Annotated in this window: 17 protein-coding genes; 12 read left to right on the top strand and 5 right to left on the bottom strand. The window is 70.3% G+C overall.

Features of this window, described 5'->3' with window-relative positions; all coding sequences use genetic code 11:
- Positions 1-9: 9 nt before the first annotated feature.
- The 3 genes from ACQ5DX_RS15135 to ACQ5DX_RS15125 are packed head-to-tail and all read right to left on the bottom strand — an operon-like array spanning position 10 to position 3,703.
- A complete protein-coding gene (locus ACQ5DX_RS15135) occupies positions 10-1,254 on the bottom strand; it encodes a glycosyltransferase family 4 protein (RefSeq protein WP_430333380.1) in 1,245 nt (414 codons plus the stop codon).
- Positions 1,254-2,792 carry a 1,4-alpha-glucan branching protein domain-containing protein gene (locus ACQ5DX_RS15130; protein ID WP_430335680.1) on the bottom strand — a complete coding sequence of 513 codons (1,539 nt, stop codon included), beginning with the start codon at positions 2,790-2,792 and terminating at the stop codon, positions 1,254-1,256. The genes ACQ5DX_RS15135 and ACQ5DX_RS15130 overlap by 1 nt, the downstream gene beginning before the upstream one ends.
- Positions 2,793-2,833: 41 nt before the next feature.
- On the bottom strand, positions 2,834-3,703 hold the full coding sequence (locus tag ACQ5DX_RS15125; protein ID WP_430333379.1) for a class I SAM-dependent methyltransferase: 870 nt from the start codon (positions 3,701-3,703) through the stop codon (positions 2,834-2,836).
- A gap of 187 nt (positions 3,704-3,890) precedes the next feature.
- Here ACQ5DX_RS15125 and ACQ5DX_RS15120 point away from each other — a divergent pair, with 187 nt between their 5' ends.
- The 9 genes from ACQ5DX_RS15120 (at position 3,891) to ACQ5DX_RS15080 (ending at position 13,902) form a co-directional block, all read left to right on the top strand.
- Positions 3,891-4,691, top strand: a complete 801-nt coding sequence (locus ACQ5DX_RS15120; RefSeq protein WP_430333378.1) for an electron transfer flavoprotein subunit beta/FixA family protein — start codon at positions 3,891-3,893, stop codon at positions 4,689-4,691.
- Positions 4,692-4,736: 45 nt separating this feature from the next.
- Positions 4,737-5,693, top strand: coding sequence for an electron transfer flavoprotein subunit alpha/FixB family protein (locus tag ACQ5DX_RS15115; RefSeq protein WP_430333377.1), 957 nt, complete (start codon positions 4,737-4,739; stop codon positions 5,691-5,693).
- A 159-nt stretch (positions 5,694-5,852) separates the two neighbouring features.
- Positions 5,853-6,674, top strand: a complete 822-nt coding sequence (locus ACQ5DX_RS15110) for a GNAT family N-acetyltransferase (protein ID WP_430333376.1) — start codon at positions 5,853-5,855, stop codon at positions 6,672-6,674.
- A complete protein-coding gene (locus ACQ5DX_RS15105; protein ID WP_430333375.1) occupies positions 6,671-7,516 on the top strand; it encodes a lysophospholipid acyltransferase family protein in 846 nt (281 codons plus the stop codon). Before ACQ5DX_RS15110 ends, ACQ5DX_RS15105 begins: the two co-directional genes overlap by 4 nt.
- A gap of 55 nt (positions 7,517-7,571) precedes the next feature.
- Positions 7,572-8,789, top strand: a complete 1,218-nt coding sequence (locus ACQ5DX_RS15100; RefSeq protein WP_430333374.1) for a cysteine desulfurase family protein — start codon at positions 7,572-7,574, stop codon at positions 8,787-8,789.
- Positions 8,790-9,878 (top strand): tRNA 2-thiouridine(34) synthase MnmA, encoded by a 1,089-nt coding sequence (mnmA, locus tag ACQ5DX_RS15095; protein ID WP_430333373.1) that lies wholly within the window; start codon positions 8,790-8,792, stop codon positions 9,876-9,878.
- The gene (locus ACQ5DX_RS15090; protein ID WP_430333372.1) at positions 9,875-10,906 is read left to right on the top strand and encodes a methionine synthase; all 1,032 of its coding nucleotides are present in this window, start codon (positions 9,875-9,877) and stop codon (positions 10,904-10,906) included. The genes mnmA and ACQ5DX_RS15090 overlap by 4 nt, the downstream gene beginning before the upstream one ends.
- A gap of 77 nt (positions 10,907-10,983) precedes the next feature.
- Entirely contained in the window at positions 10,984-13,062 is a 2,079-nt protein-coding gene (gene ligA, locus ACQ5DX_RS15085) for an NAD-dependent DNA ligase LigA (protein WP_430335679.1), read from the top strand.
- 351 nt (positions 13,063-13,413) lie between these two features.
- Positions 13,414-13,902, top strand: coding sequence for a GNAT family N-acetyltransferase (locus tag ACQ5DX_RS15080; protein ID WP_430333371.1), 489 nt, complete (start codon positions 13,414-13,416; stop codon positions 13,900-13,902).
- 15 nt (positions 13,903-13,917) lie between these two features.
- Here the strand turns inward: ACQ5DX_RS15080 and ACQ5DX_RS15075 are convergent, their stop codons facing one another.
- Positions 13,918-14,568, bottom strand: a complete 651-nt coding sequence (locus ACQ5DX_RS15075) for an ACT domain-containing protein (RefSeq protein ID WP_430333370.1) — start codon at positions 14,566-14,568, stop codon at positions 13,918-13,920.
- A 187-nt stretch (positions 14,569-14,755) separates the two neighbouring features.
- On the opposite strand from ACQ5DX_RS15075, the gene gatC reads away from it, so the two are divergent.
- The 3 genes from gatC to ACQ5DX_RS15060 all read left to right on the top strand — a co-directional run bounded on the left by gatC (position 14,756) and on the right by ACQ5DX_RS15060 (position 18,174).
- The gene (gene gatC, locus ACQ5DX_RS15070) at positions 14,756-15,055 is read left to right on the top strand and encodes an Asp-tRNA(Asn)/Glu-tRNA(Gln) amidotransferase subunit GatC (RefSeq protein WP_430333369.1); all 300 of its coding nucleotides are present in this window, start codon (positions 14,756-14,758) and stop codon (positions 15,053-15,055) included.
- Positions 15,052-16,533, top strand: coding sequence for an Asp-tRNA(Asn)/Glu-tRNA(Gln) amidotransferase subunit GatA (gene gatA, locus ACQ5DX_RS15065; protein ID WP_430333368.1), 1,482 nt, complete (start codon positions 15,052-15,054; stop codon positions 16,531-16,533). Before gatC ends, gatA begins: the two co-directional genes overlap by 4 nt.
- 126 nt (positions 16,534-16,659) lie before the next feature.
- Positions 16,660-18,174, top strand: a complete 1,515-nt coding sequence (locus ACQ5DX_RS15060; RefSeq protein ID WP_430333367.1) for a flavin-containing monooxygenase — start codon at positions 16,660-16,662, stop codon at positions 18,172-18,174.
- On the opposite strand, the gene ACQ5DX_RS15055 is transcribed toward ACQ5DX_RS15060, so the two are convergent.
- Positions 18,101-18,628: a mycothiol transferase gene (locus ACQ5DX_RS15055; protein ID WP_430333366.1), complete on the bottom strand. Its 528-nt coding sequence runs from the start codon at positions 18,626-18,628 to the stop codon at positions 18,101-18,103. The genes ACQ5DX_RS15060 and ACQ5DX_RS15055 overlap by 74 nt on opposite strands.
- Between the last annotated feature and the right edge of the window lie 9 nt (positions 18,629-18,637).

Genomic DNA, 18,637 nt, shown 5'->3' with positions numbered 1-18,637 from the left:
GGGTGCCCGCTACCGGTCGGGTAGCGGGCGCTCGGGAATCTCCGGGCGTGCCAACGGGTGCCGCACGCGGCGCTTGGCTGCCGAGTACACCTGCACGGTCTCCTCGGCGACCTTGCCCCAGTCGAAGTCGGCGGTCAGCCGATCGCGTGCCGCCTGCGCCCGAGCCTGAGTCGCCTCCGGATCGTCGAGCGTCTCCCGTACCGCGGAGGTGAGCCCGTCCACGTCGCCGGGCGCGAACGACAAGCCGGTCACGCCGTCGACGACGGCCTCACCCAAACCGCCCGCGGTGGACGCGATCAGCGGGGTGCCCGCGGCCGCGGCCTCGAGCGCGATGATGCCGAACGGCTCGTACCGGCTGGGTAGCACGATCGCGTCGGCGCCGTGCAGCCAGCCGAGCAGTTCCTCGTGGTCGAGGTTGCCGAGGAACGTCACCGACCGGGCGACACGGTGCGTGCGGGCCTGCTGCTGTAGCCACTCGAACTGGGTGCCCTCACCGGCGACGGCCAGCGTCGTCCCCGGATGGCTGCGCCGGATCCGCGGCAGCGCCGCGATGGCGTCCTGCACGCCCTTCTCGTACTCGAGGCGTCCGACGAACAGCAGCGTCGCCGGCCCGGACCGCGGAGCGCGCGGACGGTAGCTCCACGTGGTCACGTCGATGCCGTTGCGGATCACGGTGATCGGCGGCAACTCGGGTCCGTACAGCTCGGTGACCTCGTCCTCCATCGACGCCGAGCAGGTGATGATCGAGTCGGACTCGTTGGCGAGCCACCACTCCACCGAGTGCACCTGACGGTTCACCCGGCCCGAGAGCCATCCGCTGTGTCGGCCGGCCTCCGACGCGTGCAGCGTCGAGACCAGCGGGACGTCGTAGAACTCGGCCAGCGCGATCGCCGGGTGCGCCACCAGCCAATCGTGCGCGTGCACGACGTCCGGCTGCCAGCCGTCGCCGATTCCGCCCTTCGAGAGGGCGACACCGGCGCGGACCATCGCGTGCCCCATTGCCAGCGTCCACGCCAGCATGTCCTCGCCGAACACGAAGTGCGGCGCGTCCTCGGCCACCGCGACCACGAGCACACCGTCGGCGATCTCCGTGGTCGTCGGGTGGGTGGACGGGTCGGTGCCCGACGGGCGCCGCGACAGCACGACCACTTCGTGGCCGGCCGCGGCCAGTTCGGTCGCGAGGTGGTGGACGTGTCGTCCCAGGCCACCCACCACGACGGGCGGGTACTCCCACGACACGATCAGAACTTTCATCACATGCTCCCAGCGAATGCGGCTGTTTCGGCCCCGCGACCGGGCAGGCGCCGTGCGTCGAGTGCGGGGAACAGACCGTCGGCAGCGTTCCAACCGTCCGCGAGACGCCGTGCGACGTCGTCCCGTCCGGACGCGACGGCGTCGGCGATCTCCCGCAACGCGTGTGCGTGCTTGTGGGCCCGGTCCCGGGCGTACCCGGCCGCCGAGTCCTTGCTGACCATGAAGGCCCAGTCGCTCGAGACTGTCATCAGCGTCTCACGCAACATCTGGTCGTGGACTCGATTGCGAAGTTTCGGGCTTTCGGGATTCGCGTCACGGGCCTTGTCGATGGTGTCCAGCGCGGTCTGGACCACCTCGGCGTTGAGCTGCACCAAGTCCTGCACCTGGTCGCCGGCCCACACCCGCCAGTCCTTGCCCGAACCCCACGACGAGTCCTGCAGTTCGACGGGCGCACCCACGTAGCCGCGGGCGCGGGCGTCGGCGAGGGTGCCGACCTCGATGCCGGCCTCGGGCAGCGCGCGCAGCACCTTCTCGAGCCACTGCGGGCCCTCGTACCACCAGTGCCCGAACAACTCGGTGTCGAACGCCGCCACCACCAGTGCGTCGCGGCCGATGCGCTCGGACTCGCTGCGCAACCGTCGGCGCACGGTCTCGACGAAGTCGGCGACGTGCTGGTCGACGGCGACCGCGGCCAGAGCCGGGTCGTAGGGAGCCTTCTTCTCCGACGGCACCGTGCGGCCGGTGACCCGGGCGGGCTTCAGGCCGGTGTCGTGGTCGTAGGTGTGGAAGTCGCGGTAGGCGGCGTGGCCCGGATAGCCGGTCTTGGGCGACCACACCCGGTAGCTGACCTCGAGGTCGCGGCCGAATGCGACGACGTCGGAGTCCCACACGGTCCGGCCCGCCGACGTGTCACCGCGGAGCGCGGGGCCGTCGACCATGAAATGCGACACACCCGCCGCCGCGTAGCCGATCTCCATGCCGGGGGTGAATCCGCACTCGGGTGCCCAGATCCCGGACGGCGTGTGGTCCCAGCGGGCGCGGGCGTCGGCGAGGCCCTCGGTGAGGGAGTACGCGCGCAGCCGCGGATCGAGCAGCGGCTGGAACGGGTGCGCCAGCGGCCCGCCGAGCAGTTCGATCGTCTCGGCGTCGATCAGTTCCCGCAGGACGGCGGAACCGCCATGGCGCCAACGGGTTTCGAAACCCTCGAGCGCCGCTGCGGACGCGCGGTGCTCGCGGGCGCCGAGCTCGCGCTGCGACGCCGACGGCATCCCGGCTGCCTCGTGGGCGCGGATCTGCCAGTTGCCGAGCCAGTGGTGCATGCCGTCGAGGCAGTGCGGGTCGTCGAGCTGCGCCGCGAGCACCGGGGTGATGCCGAGCGTCAGCAGCCGGGTCCGGCCCTCCGCGGCGAGCCGGCGCAGTACCGCCGTCACCGGCAGGTATGTCGCCGCCCACGACTGGTACAGCCATTCCTCGCCGACCGGCCAGCGGCCGTGGTTCGCAAGCCACGGCAGGTGCGAGTGCAGGACCAGGCAGAACATGCCCGGTTCGCGCGATGTCACAGCGTCCCCCTGAGTTGATGTCACGCCACGGGATCCTTGATGGCGACCGCGACGAGGTCGAGGCTGGCGTCGATGTCGTCCTCGCGCAGCGCGAAATCGTCGACGCCGATGCCCTCGACGTCGCGTGAGAGCTCCTCGGGCCACGGCTCGCCGGCGAGGGCGCGCTCGATCTGGGCGTCGATGAACGAGCCGCCGTGCTTGGCGTCGAGTGCACGCAGGCGGGGTCCGTGGTGGACGCCGGTCATCAGCGCCACGCGGAACCCGGCCTCGACCAGCAGTTCGGTCAGCTCGGCGGCGTTGAGCTCGCGGGTGTGGAACGGGTTGAGCGGGGTGTCGCGACCGGGGGAGAACGTGATCCGGTTCGGGGTGCTCACGAGCAGCTCGCCGCCGGGGCGCAGCACGCGGTGGCACTCGCGCAGGAACTGTGCCTGATCCCACAGGTGTTCGATCACCTGGAAGTTGACGACGGTGTCGACGGACCCGTCCGCGAGCGGCAGCTCCGCGAGATTGCCGTGCAGCATCTCCACGCGCGGGTAGCGGGCACGGACGTGTTCGACGGCCGAGATGTCGTAGTCGAGTCCGGTGACCTTCGTCGCGACGTCGGCAATCATGTTGGCGCCGTAGCCTTCTCCCGATCCGGCCTCGAGCACGGCGCGGTCGGCGCAGCGGGGGAGCAGGTCGCGGTAGACCACCTCGTGGCGCCGGAACCAGTAGTTCTCCTCGGGGATTCCGGGCACCGTGCGTTCGCCGGTCAACGGCAGCGTCGACGCCTCGTTCGACGGCTCGGTCGATGCGTCGGCGCGCTCGGTCGTGGAACCAGCTGTGGATTCGCTCACCTCAGCGAGGTTAGTGGCTGCGGATCGGACAGTTGTCGGGGTGGTCCACATCACAGCCGTGAAAGAGCTCGTCGGCGGTTATGGTGAGACCGGATTTCGCCTAAGTTACCGACCGGTAACTTGCTGTGGGGTAATCTGTCGCACAGCCAACGTGCAACGAAATTACTTACGAGAGCTCGGCATGTCGCGGAGTTCCTCGCGATCATTCAGCTAGCTACACACAGGAGGTCGACGAAGACCCATGACGAACATCGTCGTTTTGATCAAGCAGGTCCCCGACACGTGGTCCGAGCGCAAGCTCACCGACGGCGACTTCACGCTTGACCGCGAGGCCGCCGACGCCGTGCTCGACGAGATCAACGAGCGCGCCGTCGAGGAAGCCCTCCTCATCAAGGAGGCCCAGGGCGGTGAGGTGATCGTGCTGTGCGCCGGTCCCGACCGCGCCACCGACGCCATCCGCAAGGCGCTTTCCATGGGCGCTGACAAGGCCGTTCACGTCAACGACCCGGCTCTGCACGGTTCGGACGCCATCCAGACCGGCTGGACCCTGGCTGCTGCTCTCGGCCAGATCAGCTTCGAGAACGGTGAGGCTGCCGACCTGGTCATCGCCGGCAACGAGGCCACCGACGGCCGCATCGGCGCCGTTCCGGCCATCATCGCCGAGTACCTGGGCCTGCCGCAGCTGACCCAGCTCCGCAAGATGACGGTCGCCGAGGGCAAGGTCACCGGCGAGCGCGAGACCGACGAGGGCGTCTTCGGCCTCGAGGCCGGCCTGCCCGCCATCGTCTCGGTCACCGAGAAGATCAACGAGCCGCGCTTCCCGTCCTTCAAGGGCATCATGGCCGCGAAGAAGAAGGAAGTTCAGGTCCTGACCCTGGCCGACCTCGGTGTCGACCCGGAGACCGTGGGCGTCGCCAACGCCGGCACCACCGTCACCGCCTCCACCCCCAAGCCCCCGCGTACCGCTGGCGAGCGCGTTTCCGACGAGGGCGACGGCGGCAGCAAGATCGCCGCGTACCTCGTGGGCCAGAAGATCATCTGATAGCGCCCCCTCGAGACCAGCAGACAAGACAGGGAGAAGTAAGCAATGGCAGAAGTACTGGTGCTCGTCGAGCACGCCGAGGGTGCGCTCAAGAAGGTCAGCACCGAACTCCTCACCGCCGCCCGCGCGCTCGGTGAGCCGTCCGCCGTCGTCGCCGGCCCGGCCGGCACCGCCGCCAAGGTGGCCGACGCGCTGGCTGCCGCCGGTGCCGCGAAGATCTACGTCGCCGAGTCCGACGACATCGATGGCTACCTCGTGACCCCCAAGGTCGACGTTCTCGCCGGCCTGGTCGAGACCGCCAGCCCCGCCGCCGTCGTCCTGGCCGCCAGCACCGAGGGCAAGGAGGTCGCCGGTCGCCTGGCGGCTCGCATCGGCTCCGGCCTGCTGTCCGACGTCGTCGACGTCAAGGCCGACGGCAGCGCCGTCCACTCGATCTTCGGTGGCGCGTTCACCGTCGAGGCCAAGGCCAACGGCGAGGTTCCGGTCATCTCGGTCCGCCCGGGTGCCGTCGAGGCCCAGCCGCAGGCCGCTGCCGGCGAGCAGGTCGTCGTCGAGGTTCCGGCTCAGGACGAGGGCGCCGTCAAGGTCGTCTCGCGTGCACCGATCGTCGGTGGCGACCGCCCCGAGCTGACCGAGGCGTCGGTCGTCGTCTCCGGTGGCCGCGGTGTCGGCTCGGCCGAGAAGTTCTCGGTCGTCGAGGCGCTCGCCGACTCGCTCGGTGCCGCCGTCGGCGCCTCGCGTGCCGCCGTCGACTCCGGCTACTACCCGGGCCAGTTCCAGGTCGGTCAGACCGGTAAGACGGTCTCGCCGCAGCTGTACATCGCGCTCGGCATCTCCGGTGCCATCCAGCACCGCGCCGGCATGCAGACCTCGAAGACCATCGTCGCGGTCAACAAGGACGAAGAGGCCCCGATCTTCGAGATCGCGGACTTCGGCGTCGTGGGCGACCTGTTCAACGTCGCACCGCAGCTGACCGAGGCCGTCAAGGCTCACAAGGGCTGATCCAGCCCTTCGGCTCGCAGACCCCCGCCACCGATTCCGGTGGCGGGGGTTTCGCCTTTCTCCAGTCCGCCGGTCCCGCACGGGCACGTTCACCGAACCTGCACCGGCGCGACACGAAACCGACGCCCCACCGCCTTTCCGGGTCGATAGACCTGCGCCATGACAACTTCGTCGCTCGTCGAGACCGTCTACTCAGCGCCCGGGATCGCCGGGCCCCGCTACTCCCTCCTCGTCTCCTCCGACCGCGAACACCGCGAGGCCGCACAGCGCCTGCGCTACAAGGTGTTCGCCACCGAACCGGGCTTCGTGATCCCACGTTCGCCCGACGCTCGCGACGCCGACCGGTTCGACGAGTTCTGCGACCACCTGCTGGTGCGCGACAACTTGTCGGACGAGTTCGTCGGCTGCTACCGCATGCTCCCGCCGGACGCCGCGCTCGCGGCCGGTGGCTACTACACCGCCACCGAGTTCGACCTCACGGCGCTCGATCCGGCCGCGCACCGCGTGGTCGAGATGGGGCGCGCGTGTGTCGACGCGGCGCATCGCTCGGGGTCGGTGCTGGCGCTGATGTGGGCGGGCATCTTCCACTATCTCCAGCTGACGGGGCACGACGCCGTCATGGGCTGCGTGTCGGTGCCGATGCAGGAGCGGCCGGACGCGGTGGCCGGCGCGAACGTGCGGGCGGTGCGCGACCTGCTGCTCGAGCGGCATGCCGCGGACCGGTCGCGCTGGGTGCGACCGCTGCGTCCGGTCCGGGTGGACGGGCGGTCGCTCGACGACATTGCCCCGCCCGAGCGTGCCGCGGTGCCGCCGCTGCTGCGCGGCTACCTGCGATTGGGCGCCCGGATCTGCGGCGAGCCCGCGCACGATCCGGACTTCGGTGTCGCCGACTTCGTGGCGATGCAGCATCTGCGCGCCGCGAACACCCGCTACATCGAGCGGTTGCGGAGTGCGGCAGCGACGATCGAGGCGGCGGCGTGAGTCATCCGTGGGTGCCGGTGAGTCCGTGCGGCGACGGCTGTCTGCCACCGCGACCCGCCCGGGTGTCGATCCCGGCGGCGTGCGGGCGCTGGATCGCACTGATCCTGGTGGCGTCGAGCTCGCTGCTGCTGCCGGTGGTTCGGCTGCTGCCGGCGCGGCGACGGTCGGGCGCACACCGTCTGCTCGCGCGGACGGCGCTGCGGGGCATCGGGATTCGTCTCGAGGTGACGGGGCGCGCGGACGTCGGCGGGGGAGTGCTGATCGTGGCCGGGCACGTGTCGTGGCTGGACGTCCTGGTGCTCGCCGCCGTGGTGCCGGGCCGGTTCGTCGCCCGGGCCGATCTGGTCTCGTGGCCGCTGCTCGGCGGCGTCGCCCGTCGGGCCGGCGTCATCCCCATCGTGCGCGACAGCCTGCGGCGGCTGCCCGGGACGGTCGCGGTGGTGCGGGACCGGCTGGTCGCGGGCGAGACGGTGATCGCGTTCCCGGAGGGCACCACGTGGTGCGGGCGGGCGTTCGGGCGGTTCCGGCCGGCGCTGTTCCAGGCCGCGATCGACGCCGGCCGACCGGTGCTGCCGGTGTCGATCGGCTACGTCGACGCCGCCGGTGATCCGACGACGGATCCGTGTTTCGTGGGCGACGAGGGCATCGGCAGCGCGATGCGCCGGGTCCTGCGCAGCCGGGGACTGCGGGCGGAGGTGGTCGTCGGTGCACGTCAGGACCCGGGAGCGTGTCGGCGTGAACTCGCGCAGCGGTGTGAGCGGCACGTGCGTAGCGGTGCGGATCTTGACGCTCGGGGCCTGCTCGCGCGGTTGGAGGACCGTCGCCACGAGCGCGCCGCCTGAGGTGCGATGTCCGCCGAGGTGCCGGTTCTCGGTGAAGGGCTATTCTTGACGAGCCATGATCTCGTCTGCCCTCAGCTCTGCGGTCTACCTCGACCACGCCGCGACCACACCCATGTATCCGGCCACCATCGAGGCGATGACCGAGATCTTCGCCACGGTGGGTAATGCCTCGTCGCTGCACGGATCGGGTCGGGCGGCCCGGCGCCGGATCGAGGAGTCCCGCGAGTCCATCGCAGCCTGCCTCGGTGCCCGACCGTCCGAGGTGATCTTCACCTCCGGTGGCACCGAGAGCGACAACCTCGCCGTCAAGGGCATCTTCTGGGCCCGGCGCGACGCCGATCCCAAGCGCACCCGCATCCTCGCGAGCGCCGTCGAACACCACGCCGTGCTCGACGCCGTCGAGTGGCTCGTCGCGCACGAGGGCGCGCAGGTGACGTGGCTGCCGGTCGACGCGACCGGCGCGGTCGACCCCGAGGTCGTGCGGGCGGAGCTGGCGGTGCACGCCGCGGAGACCGCACTCGTCACGGTGATGTGGGCCAACAACGAGATCGGCACGATCAACCCGATCCGGGAGATAGCGGCCATTGCGTCCGAACACGGCGTTCCGATCCACTCCGACGCGGTCCAGGCCGCGGCGCACCTGCCGGTCGACTTCGCGGCCAGTGGACTGTCCGCGCTCAGCATCGCCGGTCACAAGCTCGGCGGTCCGCAGGGTGTCGGTGCGCTACTGCTCGGCCGCCAGGTGTCGTGCGTGCCGCTGCTGCACGGCGGCGGCCACGAGCGCGACCTGCGGTCCGGAACCCAGGACACCGCGTCGATCGTCGGACTCGCCTCGGCGCTGCAGATCACGACGTCGGAGATGGACACACGCGGCGCGGAGCTGACCGCCTTGCGGGACAAGCTGATCGAGGGCGTGCAGGGTATAGCTCCCGACGCGGTCCTCAACGGTCCTCGAGGTGCGCGGCGACTTCCAGGAAACGCGCACTTCACCTTTCCGGGCTGCGAGGGCGACTCGCTGCTGATGCTGCTCGACGTCGCGGGTGTCGAGTGCTCGACGGGTTCGGCGTGCACGGCCGGGGTCGCGAGCGCCAGCCATGTGCTGACGGCCATGGGCGTCGACCCCGCTGTCGCGCGCGGCTCGCTCCGATTCTCGTTGGGACACACGTCGACCGAGCGGGACGTCGACGCGCTCCTGTCGGCGCTGCCGCAGGTGATCGAAAGGGCCCGCGCCGCCGGATTGGCGAGCACCGGCGCTCGAGGAGGGAATCGTTAGATGCGAGTTCTGGCAGCGATGAGCGGCGGAGTGGACTCCGCTGTCGCGGCGGCCCGTGCGGTGGCCGCCGGTCACGATGTCGTCGGCGTGCACCTGGCACTGTCGACCGCACCGGGGACCCTGCGCACCGGCTCGCGCGGATGCTGTTCCAAGGAGGATGCCGGTGACGCCAAGCGCGCCGCCGATGTCCTCGGAATCCCTTTCTACGTCTGGGATTTCGCCGACCGCTTCAAGGAAGACGTGATCGACGACTTCGTCGAGTCGTACGCGGCGGGCGAGACTCCCAACCCGTGCCTGCGCTGCAACGAGAAGATCAAGTTCTCCGCGCTCGCCGAGCGGGCCTACGCGCTGGGCTTCGACGCCGTCGCCACGGGCCACTACGCGCGGCTCGAGGGCGGCGTGCTGCGCCGAGCCGTCGATGCCGACAAGGACCAGTCCTACGTGCTCGCGGTGCTCACCGCCGAGCAGCTGTCGCGGGCGATGTTCCCGGTCGGGGACACCCCGAAGGAGCAGATCCGCGCCGAGGCCGCCGAGCGTGGCCTCGCGGTCGCGAACAAGCCTGACAGCCACGACATCTGCTTCATCCCGTCCGGCGACACCCGCGCGTTCCTGGGCGCGAAGATCGGGATCCGCCCCGGCACGGTGGTCGACGCCGACACCGGCGAGGTCCTCGCGCAGCACGAGGGCGTCCACGGCTTCACGATCGGCCAGCGCAAGGGGCTCGGGGTGCAGGGCCCGGCCGCCGACGGTCAGCCGCGGTACGTCACCGCGATCGAACCCGAGACCGGCACGGTGCGGGTCGGCTCGGCCGAACGCCTGCAGGTGTGGACCATCACCGCCGAGCGCGCGATCTGGACGTCGGGTCAGGCGCCCACGGGGCCGGTCGAATGTGTCGTGCAGGTGCGCGCGCACGGCGGGACCGCCCGCGCCGTCGCGGAGGAATCCGGCGGCAGCATCGTCGTCCAGCTGTCCGAGCCGCTGACCGGCGTCGCCAAGGGACAGGCCGTGGTGCTCTACAGCCCCGACGAGTCCGGTGACGTGGTCATCGGCAGCGGCACAATCTCGGGCACCTCCGCGGATCGGCCGTGACGGACGCCCGGATTCCCGTCGGTGTCGCGACGGGGGTCGGCTCCTGGCCTGGCACCGATCCGCGGGCGGCCGCCGAGATCGTGGTCGGAGAGTTGCCCGCACTGCCGCACCTGGTCGAGTTGCCGGCCCGAGGCATCGGCGCGGACATGGTCGGCCGGGCCGCGGCGCTGCTGGTCGACATGCCGCTCGACACCTCCACCACCGGGTACCGCCTGGCCCAGCGGGTCGGTGCGGCCACCCGGACCGCGCGTGATCTGCTGGCCCGCGACCTCGACGCGCTCGAGGAGGCGTGGGAGCTGGCCGGACGGCGCGGTACCGATCAGCCGGTGAAGGTGCAGGCCGTGGGACCGCTGACGTTGGCGGCGCAGGTGGAACTGCACGGCGGTCACCGGATCCTCACCGACCGTGGCGCGCTGCGCGACGTCACGGAATCGCTCGCCGAAGGTGTCGCGGCACACGTCGCCGAGGCGGCGCGACGTCTCGAGTCTCCGATCGTGGTCCAGCTGGACGAGCCCGCGCTGCCCGCGGTTCTGGCCGGTTCGCTGCCCGGGGTGTCGATCCTGCAGCCACCGCCGGCGATGCCCGAGCCCGAGGCACTGCACCTGCTGCAGAACGCGATCGAGCGGATCGGCGCACCGGTCCTGGTGCACTGCTGCGCGTCCGACGTCCCGTGGGGGCTGCTGCGCCGCAGCGGGGCCGCGATGGTCGGGTTCGACGTGAGCATCCTGCGCACCGCCGACCTGGACGGCGTCGGTGAGCTGCTCGACGCCGGTGTCGACCTCGCCCTCGGTCTCGTGCCGACCGTCGCACCGGAGCGCGCGCCCGGGTGGCGAGAGCTGGCCGAGCCGGCGACGCGACTGCTCGACCGTCTCGGATTTCCGCGCGAGCACCTCGCCTCCCGCGTCGCCGTCACGCCGGCGTGCGGCCTGGCGGGGGCGAGCGTCGAGCGGGCCCGCTCGGCGCTGCGTGCGGCGAACGAACTGACCCGCGCCTTCGCCGACGGCGCGGACCCGGACGAGAGGCCCTGACCGGGTTCGCGACGGCGAAAAGTGTCGCCAGGCTGCGATAACCTTCCGTGGTGGACCAGAACGAAGCCGTCACCGCCATGTCCAGCCCGTCCGACGTCGTGGTGGAGCCCGCGAGCACCGAGGACCGGGAACGCTGGCAGGAACTGGCCGAGGTCGTGCGCAATCACCAGTTCCGGTACTACGTGCTCGACTCACCGATCGTCTCCGACGGCGAGTTCGACCAGCTGTTCGGTCAGCTGAACGCGCTCGAGGAACAGCACCCGGATCTGCGGACCGCGGACTCTCCGACGCAGCTCGTCGGCGGGGGGTTCGCGACCGAGTTCGCGGCCGTCGACCACCTCGAGCGAATGCTCAGTCTCGACAACGTCTTCGACTACGACGAGCTCCGTACGTGGGCGAGCCGCGTCGAGAGCGAGACCGGACCGGCCCTGCACTACCTGTGCGAGGTCAAGATCGACGGCGTCGCGCTCAACCTCGTGTACGAGAACGGCAAGCTGGTCCGCGCCGCGACCCGAGGAGACGGCCGCACCGGCGAGGACGTCACGCTCAATGCGCGCACCATCGCCGACATCCCCGAAACCCTCACGCCCACCGACGAATACCCGATTCCGGCACTGCTCGAGGTGCGTGGCGAGGTGTTCTTCCGGCTCGAGGATTTCGCGGCCCTCAACGCGTCGCTGGTCCAGGATGGCAAGGCGCCCTTCGCGAATCCACGCAACTCGGCGGCCGGCTCACTGCGACAGAAGAATCCGGCCGTCACGGCGCGCCGTCGGCTCGGCATGATCTGTCACGGCCTGGGCCGCACCGAAGGCTTCGACCCCGTCTCGCAGTACGACGCGTACACCGCGCTCGCGGCGTGGGGGCTGCCGGTGTCGACGCACACCTCGAGGGTCGTCGGCGTCGACGCCGTCGTCGAGAAGGTCAAGTACTGGGACGAGCACCGCCACGACGTCGAGCACGAGATCGACGGCCTGGTCGTCAAGGTCGACGAGATGTCGCTGCACCGGCGGCTCGGTTCCACGTCGCGGGCTCCGCGGTGGGCCGTCGCGTACAAGTACCCGCCGGAGGAGGCCACCACCAAGCTCGTCGACATCCGCGTGAGCGTCGGCCGAACCGGACGCGTCACCCCGTTCGCGTACATGGAACCGGTGTTGGTGGCGGGCTCGACGGTGTCGCTCGCGACGCTGCACAATGCCTCCGAGGTCAAGCGCAAGGGCGTGCTGATCGGCGACACCGTGGTGATCCGCAAGGCCGGCGAGGTGATCCCCGAAGTGCTCGGGCCGGTCGTCGACGTCCGCGACGGCACCGAGACCGAGTTCGTGATGCCCACCGAGTGCCCCGAGTGCGGCACGACGCTCGCGCCGGCGAAGGAGGGCGACGCCGACATCCGCTGCCCCAACACCCGTTCGTGCCCGGCGCAGTTGCGCGAGCGCGTGTTCCACGTCGCGGGCCGCGGCGCGTTCGACATCGAGGTGCTCGGCTACGAGGCGGCCACCGCGCTGCTGCAGGCCGAGGTGATCCGCGACGAGGGCGACCTCTTCGGGCTCACCGAGGACAACCTGCTCGAGGCGCCGCTGTTCCGGACCAAGGCGGGCAAGCTGTCCGCCAACGGGCGTCGACTGCTCGACAATCTCGGTTCGGCCAAGCAGCAGCCGCTGTGGCGGGTGCTGGTCGCGCTCTCGATCCGGCACGTGGGCCCCACGGCGGCGCGCGCCCTCGCGAGCGAGTTCGGCAGCCTCGAGCGGATCGAGAACGCCGGGGTCGACGAACTGGCGGCGGTAGACGGCGTCGGCGGCACCATCGCGGCCGCGGTCGTCGACTGGTTCACGGTGGACTGGCATCGCGACATCGTCGAGAAGTGGCGGGCCGCGGGCGTGACGATGGAAGACGAGCGCGACGAGTCGATCGTGCGCAACCTCGAGGGTCTCTCGATCGTCGTCACCGGTTCACTCGACGGCTTCAGCCGCGACGACGCGAAGGAAGCGATCCTCATCCGTGGCGGCAAGGCGGCCGGGTCGGTGTCGAAGAAGACCGCGTTCGTCGTGATCGGCGACGCCCCCGGGTCGAAGGCGGCCAAGGCTGAGGAACTCGGTGTGCCGATCCTGGACGAGGCGGGCTTCCGGCGCTTGCTGGAAAACGGACCGGACGGAATCTGAGAATCGGAGCCCGATCTGGCAGAAGCACAGTGCGACAGCAACATTCACACCGTCTTGCTGTGCTTGTCTACGTGATGAACGCCACTTCTACGACGCTCGGTCGTTGACGGATGGTTCCCGGTGGGTGGAAATCGGGCCCGGTGCACCTGCCGTTCGCGCGCCCCGCCCGCACCGTGCCGGGGCGCGTCGATGCTGGTGGGGCTCGGTGTGGATGTCGTCGCGAATGCGCGAACCGGGGGGCGTCGGCGGGAATGTGGCCGACGATCGTAATCGCCCGGAATGTGGCGCGAGTCTCAATCGGGCTTCTGAATCGGTTTTCCGGCCGGGGCCAGGGGCTGACATAGTGACGCCATGATCGATATCCGAACCGCAACACCTGCCGACTACGAGACCGTCGGGGAGCTCACCGCCGACGTCTACATCGGTGGTGGTTTCGTATCGGAGGCAGACACGTACGCCGATCGCCTCCGCGACACCGCAACCCGTGCCGAGCACGCGGAGGTCTTGGTGGCCGAGGTCGACGGCCGGATCGTCGGATCGGTGACCATCGCCGAGCCTGCGTCCTCGTTCGCCGACGTCGCGGAGAGGGGCGAACTCGAATTCCGCATGCTCGCCGTGTCGGAGTCGGCCCGCGGCAAGGGCGTCGGCTCGGCGCTCGTGAAGCACGTGCTCGACGTCGCCTACGACCGCGGCGATCGGGCCGTCGTCATCTCGACTCAGCCCGAGATGGTCGACGCGCGCCGGATCTACGACCGCAACGGCTTCGTGCCCGTCCCGGAACGCAACTGGGAGCCCGTGCCCGGAGTGGAGCTCACCGCACTGGTGCGCGAACTCGTCTGACAGCGCGTCCGGCCGTCAGCCCAGCACGGTGGCGAGGATTCCGGTGAGGTAACCGAGCCGCGCCACCTCCGACGGCCGGAACTCGGGGCCGCCGGGCCGCCCCAGCAGCAGCGCCCGGCCGGTGGCGCCCAAGGGTGCCGCGGCGAGAGTGGTGTCCATGTCGCGCCACGTCTGCGGCACCCAGTCCTCGTCGCCGTCGAGCACGGTGGCCTTCTTCAACGGCATCCACGGGGCGTCGCCGGCATGGGTTTCCGGTGCGCCGGGGCTGCCGACCACACGGAACGCGCCGTGGGCGCCGATGTCCATCACGGTGCACCAGCCCACCCGCAGTACGCGTGGCGCGTTGTCCACCAGCACCTGGAGGCGATCCGAGCGGGCGGTCGCGACGTGGTCGATGAGCTCGAGTTCGCGATGGGTGTCGAGGATGCCCGAGTAGGGGCGAATCGAGTCGACGTGGACGTTCGGGAGCTTCTCCGCCGCGGTGATGAGGGTGTCGGGCAGCGATCCGGCCTCGACGTCGACCACCAGGTCGTCCACGGCGTAACCCGAGCCGCGCTCGACGACGTCCAGCGAGAGGATGTCGGCGCCCACGGAGCCGAGCGCGACGGCGAGCGCACCGAGGCTGCCGGGCCGGTCGGGGAGCTGGACGCGGAGCAGGTAGGACACTGGTGACCTTTCCAGTCGTTCGAAACCGCGGGTGCGATGCAGAAGAAGGGACGCGATGCGGCCCCCGCCGCTCTCCATCCTTTCACTCGGGGTCCGCGCCCGCTGGGGTGACGGGCTGCACGACGGATCCGGGCACGCTCTAGGCTGGTCGGGAACGTTCACTTCGACCTGAAAGGGGTCACCGAAGGTGCCTGCCATCTCCCGTGACGAGGTCGCCCACCTCGCCCGGCTGTCCCGGCTCGCCCTGACCGACGCCGAACTCGACGAGTTCGCCGGTCAGCTGGATTCGATTCTCAGCCACGTGAAGGCGGTGTCGGAGGTCGCGGCAGATGATGTCCCGCCGACCGCGAACCCCAATCCGATCTCGAACGTGACCCGGCCGGACGTCATCGTGCCCGGCCTCACCCCGGAGCAGGCGCTGTCCGGCGCACCGGCCGTCGAACAGGACCGGTTCGCCGTTCCGCAGATCCTGGGAGAGGGCGAATGACCGATCTGACCCGCCTCGACGCCTCCGACCTGGCGTCGAAGATCCACTCTCGCGAGGTCTCCTCGGTCGAGGTCACGCAGGCGCATCTCGACCGGATCGGGCAGGTCGACGGCGAGTTGCACGCCTTCCTGCACGTCGCGGGCGAGCAGGCGCTGGTCGCCGCCAAGGCGGTCGACTCCGCGATCGCGGCCGGCGAGAAGCCGGCGTCGGCGCTCGCGGGCGTGCCGATCGCCCTCAAGGACGTCTTCACGACCACCGACATGCCGACGACGTGCGCGTCGAAGATCCTCGAGAACTGGGTGTCGCCGTACGACGCGACGCTCACCACCAAGCTGCGCGAAGCCGGCATCCCGATCCTCGGTAAGACCAACATGGACGAGTTCGCGATGGGCTCGTCCACCGAGAACTCCGCGTACGGCCCCACCCGGAATCCGTGGGACACCACGCGCATTCCGGGCGGCTCGGGTGGCGGCTCCGCGGCCGCGCTCGCGTCGTACGAGGCGCCGCTCGCGATCGGCACCGACACCGGTGGCTCGATCCGTCAGCCCGCCGCCGTCACCGCGACCGTCGGCACCAAGCCCACCTACGGCACGGTCTCGCGCTTCGGCCTGGTCGCTTGCGCGTCGTCGCTCGACCAGGGTGGCCCGTGCGGTCGCACCGTGCTCGACACCGCGCTGCTGCACGAGGTCGTCGCCGGATACGACCCGCGCGACTCCACGTCGGTGAACGAGCCGGTCCGTCCGGTCGTCGAGGCCGCCCGCCAGGGTGCGTCGGGCGACCTGAAGGGCGTGCGCGTCGGCGTCGTCAAGGAGCTGCGCTCGGACAGCTACCAGCCGGGCGTCATCGCGTCGTTCGACGCCGCGGTCGAGCAGCTGACCGCCCTCGGCGCCGAGGTGGTCGAGGTCTCGTGCCCCAACTTCGAGTACGCGCTCGCCTCGTACTACCTGATCCTGCCCAGTGAGGTGTCCTCGAACCTCGCGCGCTTCGACGCCATGCGCTACGGCCTGCGCGTCGACGACGGCGACATGAGCGCCGAGCAGGTCATGGCCGCGACCCGCGCCGCCGGCTTCGGCAAGGAAGTCAAGCGCCGCATCATGATCGGCACCTACGCGCTGTCGTCGGGCTACTACGACGCCTACTACGGCTCGGCGCTCAAGGTCCGCACCCTGATCGCGCGCGACTTCGACGCCGCGTACGAGAAGGTCGACGTCCTGGTCTCGCCGACCAGCCCGTTCACGCCGTGGAAGCTCGGCGAGAAGGTGAACGATCCGCTGGCGATGTACCTGTCCGACCTGTGCACGCTGCCGACCAACCTGGCCGGCCACTGCGCGATGTCGGTGCCGTCCGGTGTCTCGGCGGACGACGGCCTGCCCGTCGGCCTGCAGATCATGGCCCCGGCCCTGGCCGACGAGCGCCTGTACCGCGTGGGCGCCGCCTATGAGGCCGCGCGCGGCCCGATCGCCTCGCCGGTCGCGTAGGACGCGGCCGACCGAACATTCGACAGCCCGGATCCGGACAACGGATCCGGGCTGTCGCCTGTTCGGAAGGACTAGGCTGCGTGGCATCGGGACATCTCGGAAGCCGAACGCACCAGGAGGGCCGGAGTGGGGCAGCCGTCGATCACGATCATCGGTGCCGGGTTCGGCGGGATCACGATGGCGCTCGAACTGCGGCGCGCCGGGCTCACGGACATCACGATCCTCGAGCAGGCCGACGACGTCGGCGGCGTGTGGCGGGACAACACCTATCCGGGCGCGGCGTGCGACGTGCCGTCGCCGCTGTACTCGATCTCGTCCGAGCCGAATCCCGAATGGTCGCGGCGATTCTCGGAGCAGCCCGACATCCTGGCGTACCTGCGCGACATCGCCGACCGGCACAACCTGCTGTCGCTCGTGCGGTTCGGTGTCACGGTCACCGCGGCCGAGTTCGACGAGCGAACCAACCGGTGGTCGGTGCACACCGCCGGCGGGGAGGTCGTCGAGTCCGACGTCCTCGTGACGGCGGTGGGGCAGCTGTCGCGACCGGCACTACCCGACATCGACGGACGGGAGACGTTCGCGGGCCCGGCATTCCACTCCGCGCAGTGGGACCACTCGGTGCCTCTCGCTGGCAAGCGGGTGGCCGTGATCGGTACCGGCGCCAGCGCAATCCAATTCGTGCCGGCGATCGCACCGCAGGTACGAGGGATGACGCTGTTCCAGCGGTCCGCGCCGTGGATCCTCCCGAAACCCGACCGCGTGTACCACGATTGGCACCACCGGATCTTCCGGTCGGTGCCCGCGACGCTGCGGGGCGAACGGTTCCTCACGTGGGGGATCTTCGAGGTGCTCACGGTCGGCCTGCTGCACACCAGGCAGCGTGGTGGATTCGCGGGTGCGCTCGCCCGGCGCCACCTCGAGAAGCAGGTCGTCGATCCGGATCTGCGGGCCGCGCTCACACCCGACTACGAGCCCGGCTGCAAGCGGATGCTGTTGTCCGACGACTACTACCCGGCCCTCACCCGCGACAACGTCGACCTCGTCGTCGACGCGATCGAGCGGATCGAACCCGACGGCGTGCGGACGGTCGACGGAACCCTCCACCCGGCCGACGTCATCGTCTACGGAACCGGTTTCGCCGCAACGAACTTCCTCGCCCCGATGACCGTCCGCGGCCGCGGTGGCCGGACCCTGCGCAACACCTGGTCCGACGGCGCCCAGGCGTATCTCGGCATCACCACCGCGGGGTTCCCCAACTTCTTCATGCTGTACGGCCCCAACACCAATCTCGGTTCGGGTTCGATCGTGTACATGCTGGAGTCGCAGGCCCGGCACATCACCGGCCTCGTCGGGTGGCTCGTCGAGCAACCGGGCTGTGCGGTGGAGGTCGACGCGGGCGTGGAGCGCCGGTTCAACGGACGCATCCAGCGCAGGCTCGACGACTCGGTGTGGAGTCTGTGCAGCAGCTGGTACCGCACCGCGTCGGGCCGGATCACCACCAACTGGCCCGGCACCGTCACGACCTATCGGCGTCGCACGAGGCGACCGGACCGCCGCGACTACCGGATCACCGGGACTCGAACAGTCCCCGCACGTACGCCGCCTGCCCCAGATGCTGCAGGCAGTCGCCGATTACGCTGACCAGTCGCACCGAGGCCGTGACCGGCGGATCCCACCGGTGGTCGACGATGCGTTCGAGTTCGTCGGTGGTGAGTTCGTCGACGTACTCGAGCGTCGCCAGGTGCACGTCCCCGTGGTAGTCGGCGAGCAGCTGCGCATCGGCGTGCACGGCGCCGACGTCGGCGCTGCTGTGCCCGTACCCGACGTCCGCGGCGGGGAACGGGAAGTCGAACCGCTCCTGCCAGCCCCGTGACGTCCACGCCTGCTCGACGTCGGCGGCATCGCTGACGTGATCGTCCTGCACCCGGGTCAGGTGCCAGATCAGCCACGCGATCGAGTTCGCCTGCGGCCCTGGGCGATAGTCGGACATCTCGGGCGTCAGACCGTCGGTGCTCGAGACGACCAGTTCGCGGATGCGTTCGAAGTTGTCCCGCAGGATCGCCCGTGCGGCTTCCGTGTCCGTGTGTCCGCTCATGTCTCCACG

The organism is Rhodococcus sp. ACT016 (assembly GCF_050477185.1).
Taxonomy (GTDB): domain Bacteria; phylum Actinomycetota; class Actinomycetes; order Mycobacteriales; family Mycobacteriaceae; genus Prescottella.
The sequence above is the reverse complement of the archived record's forward strand: the minus strand, read 5'-3'. Positions and strand labels throughout refer to the sequence as shown.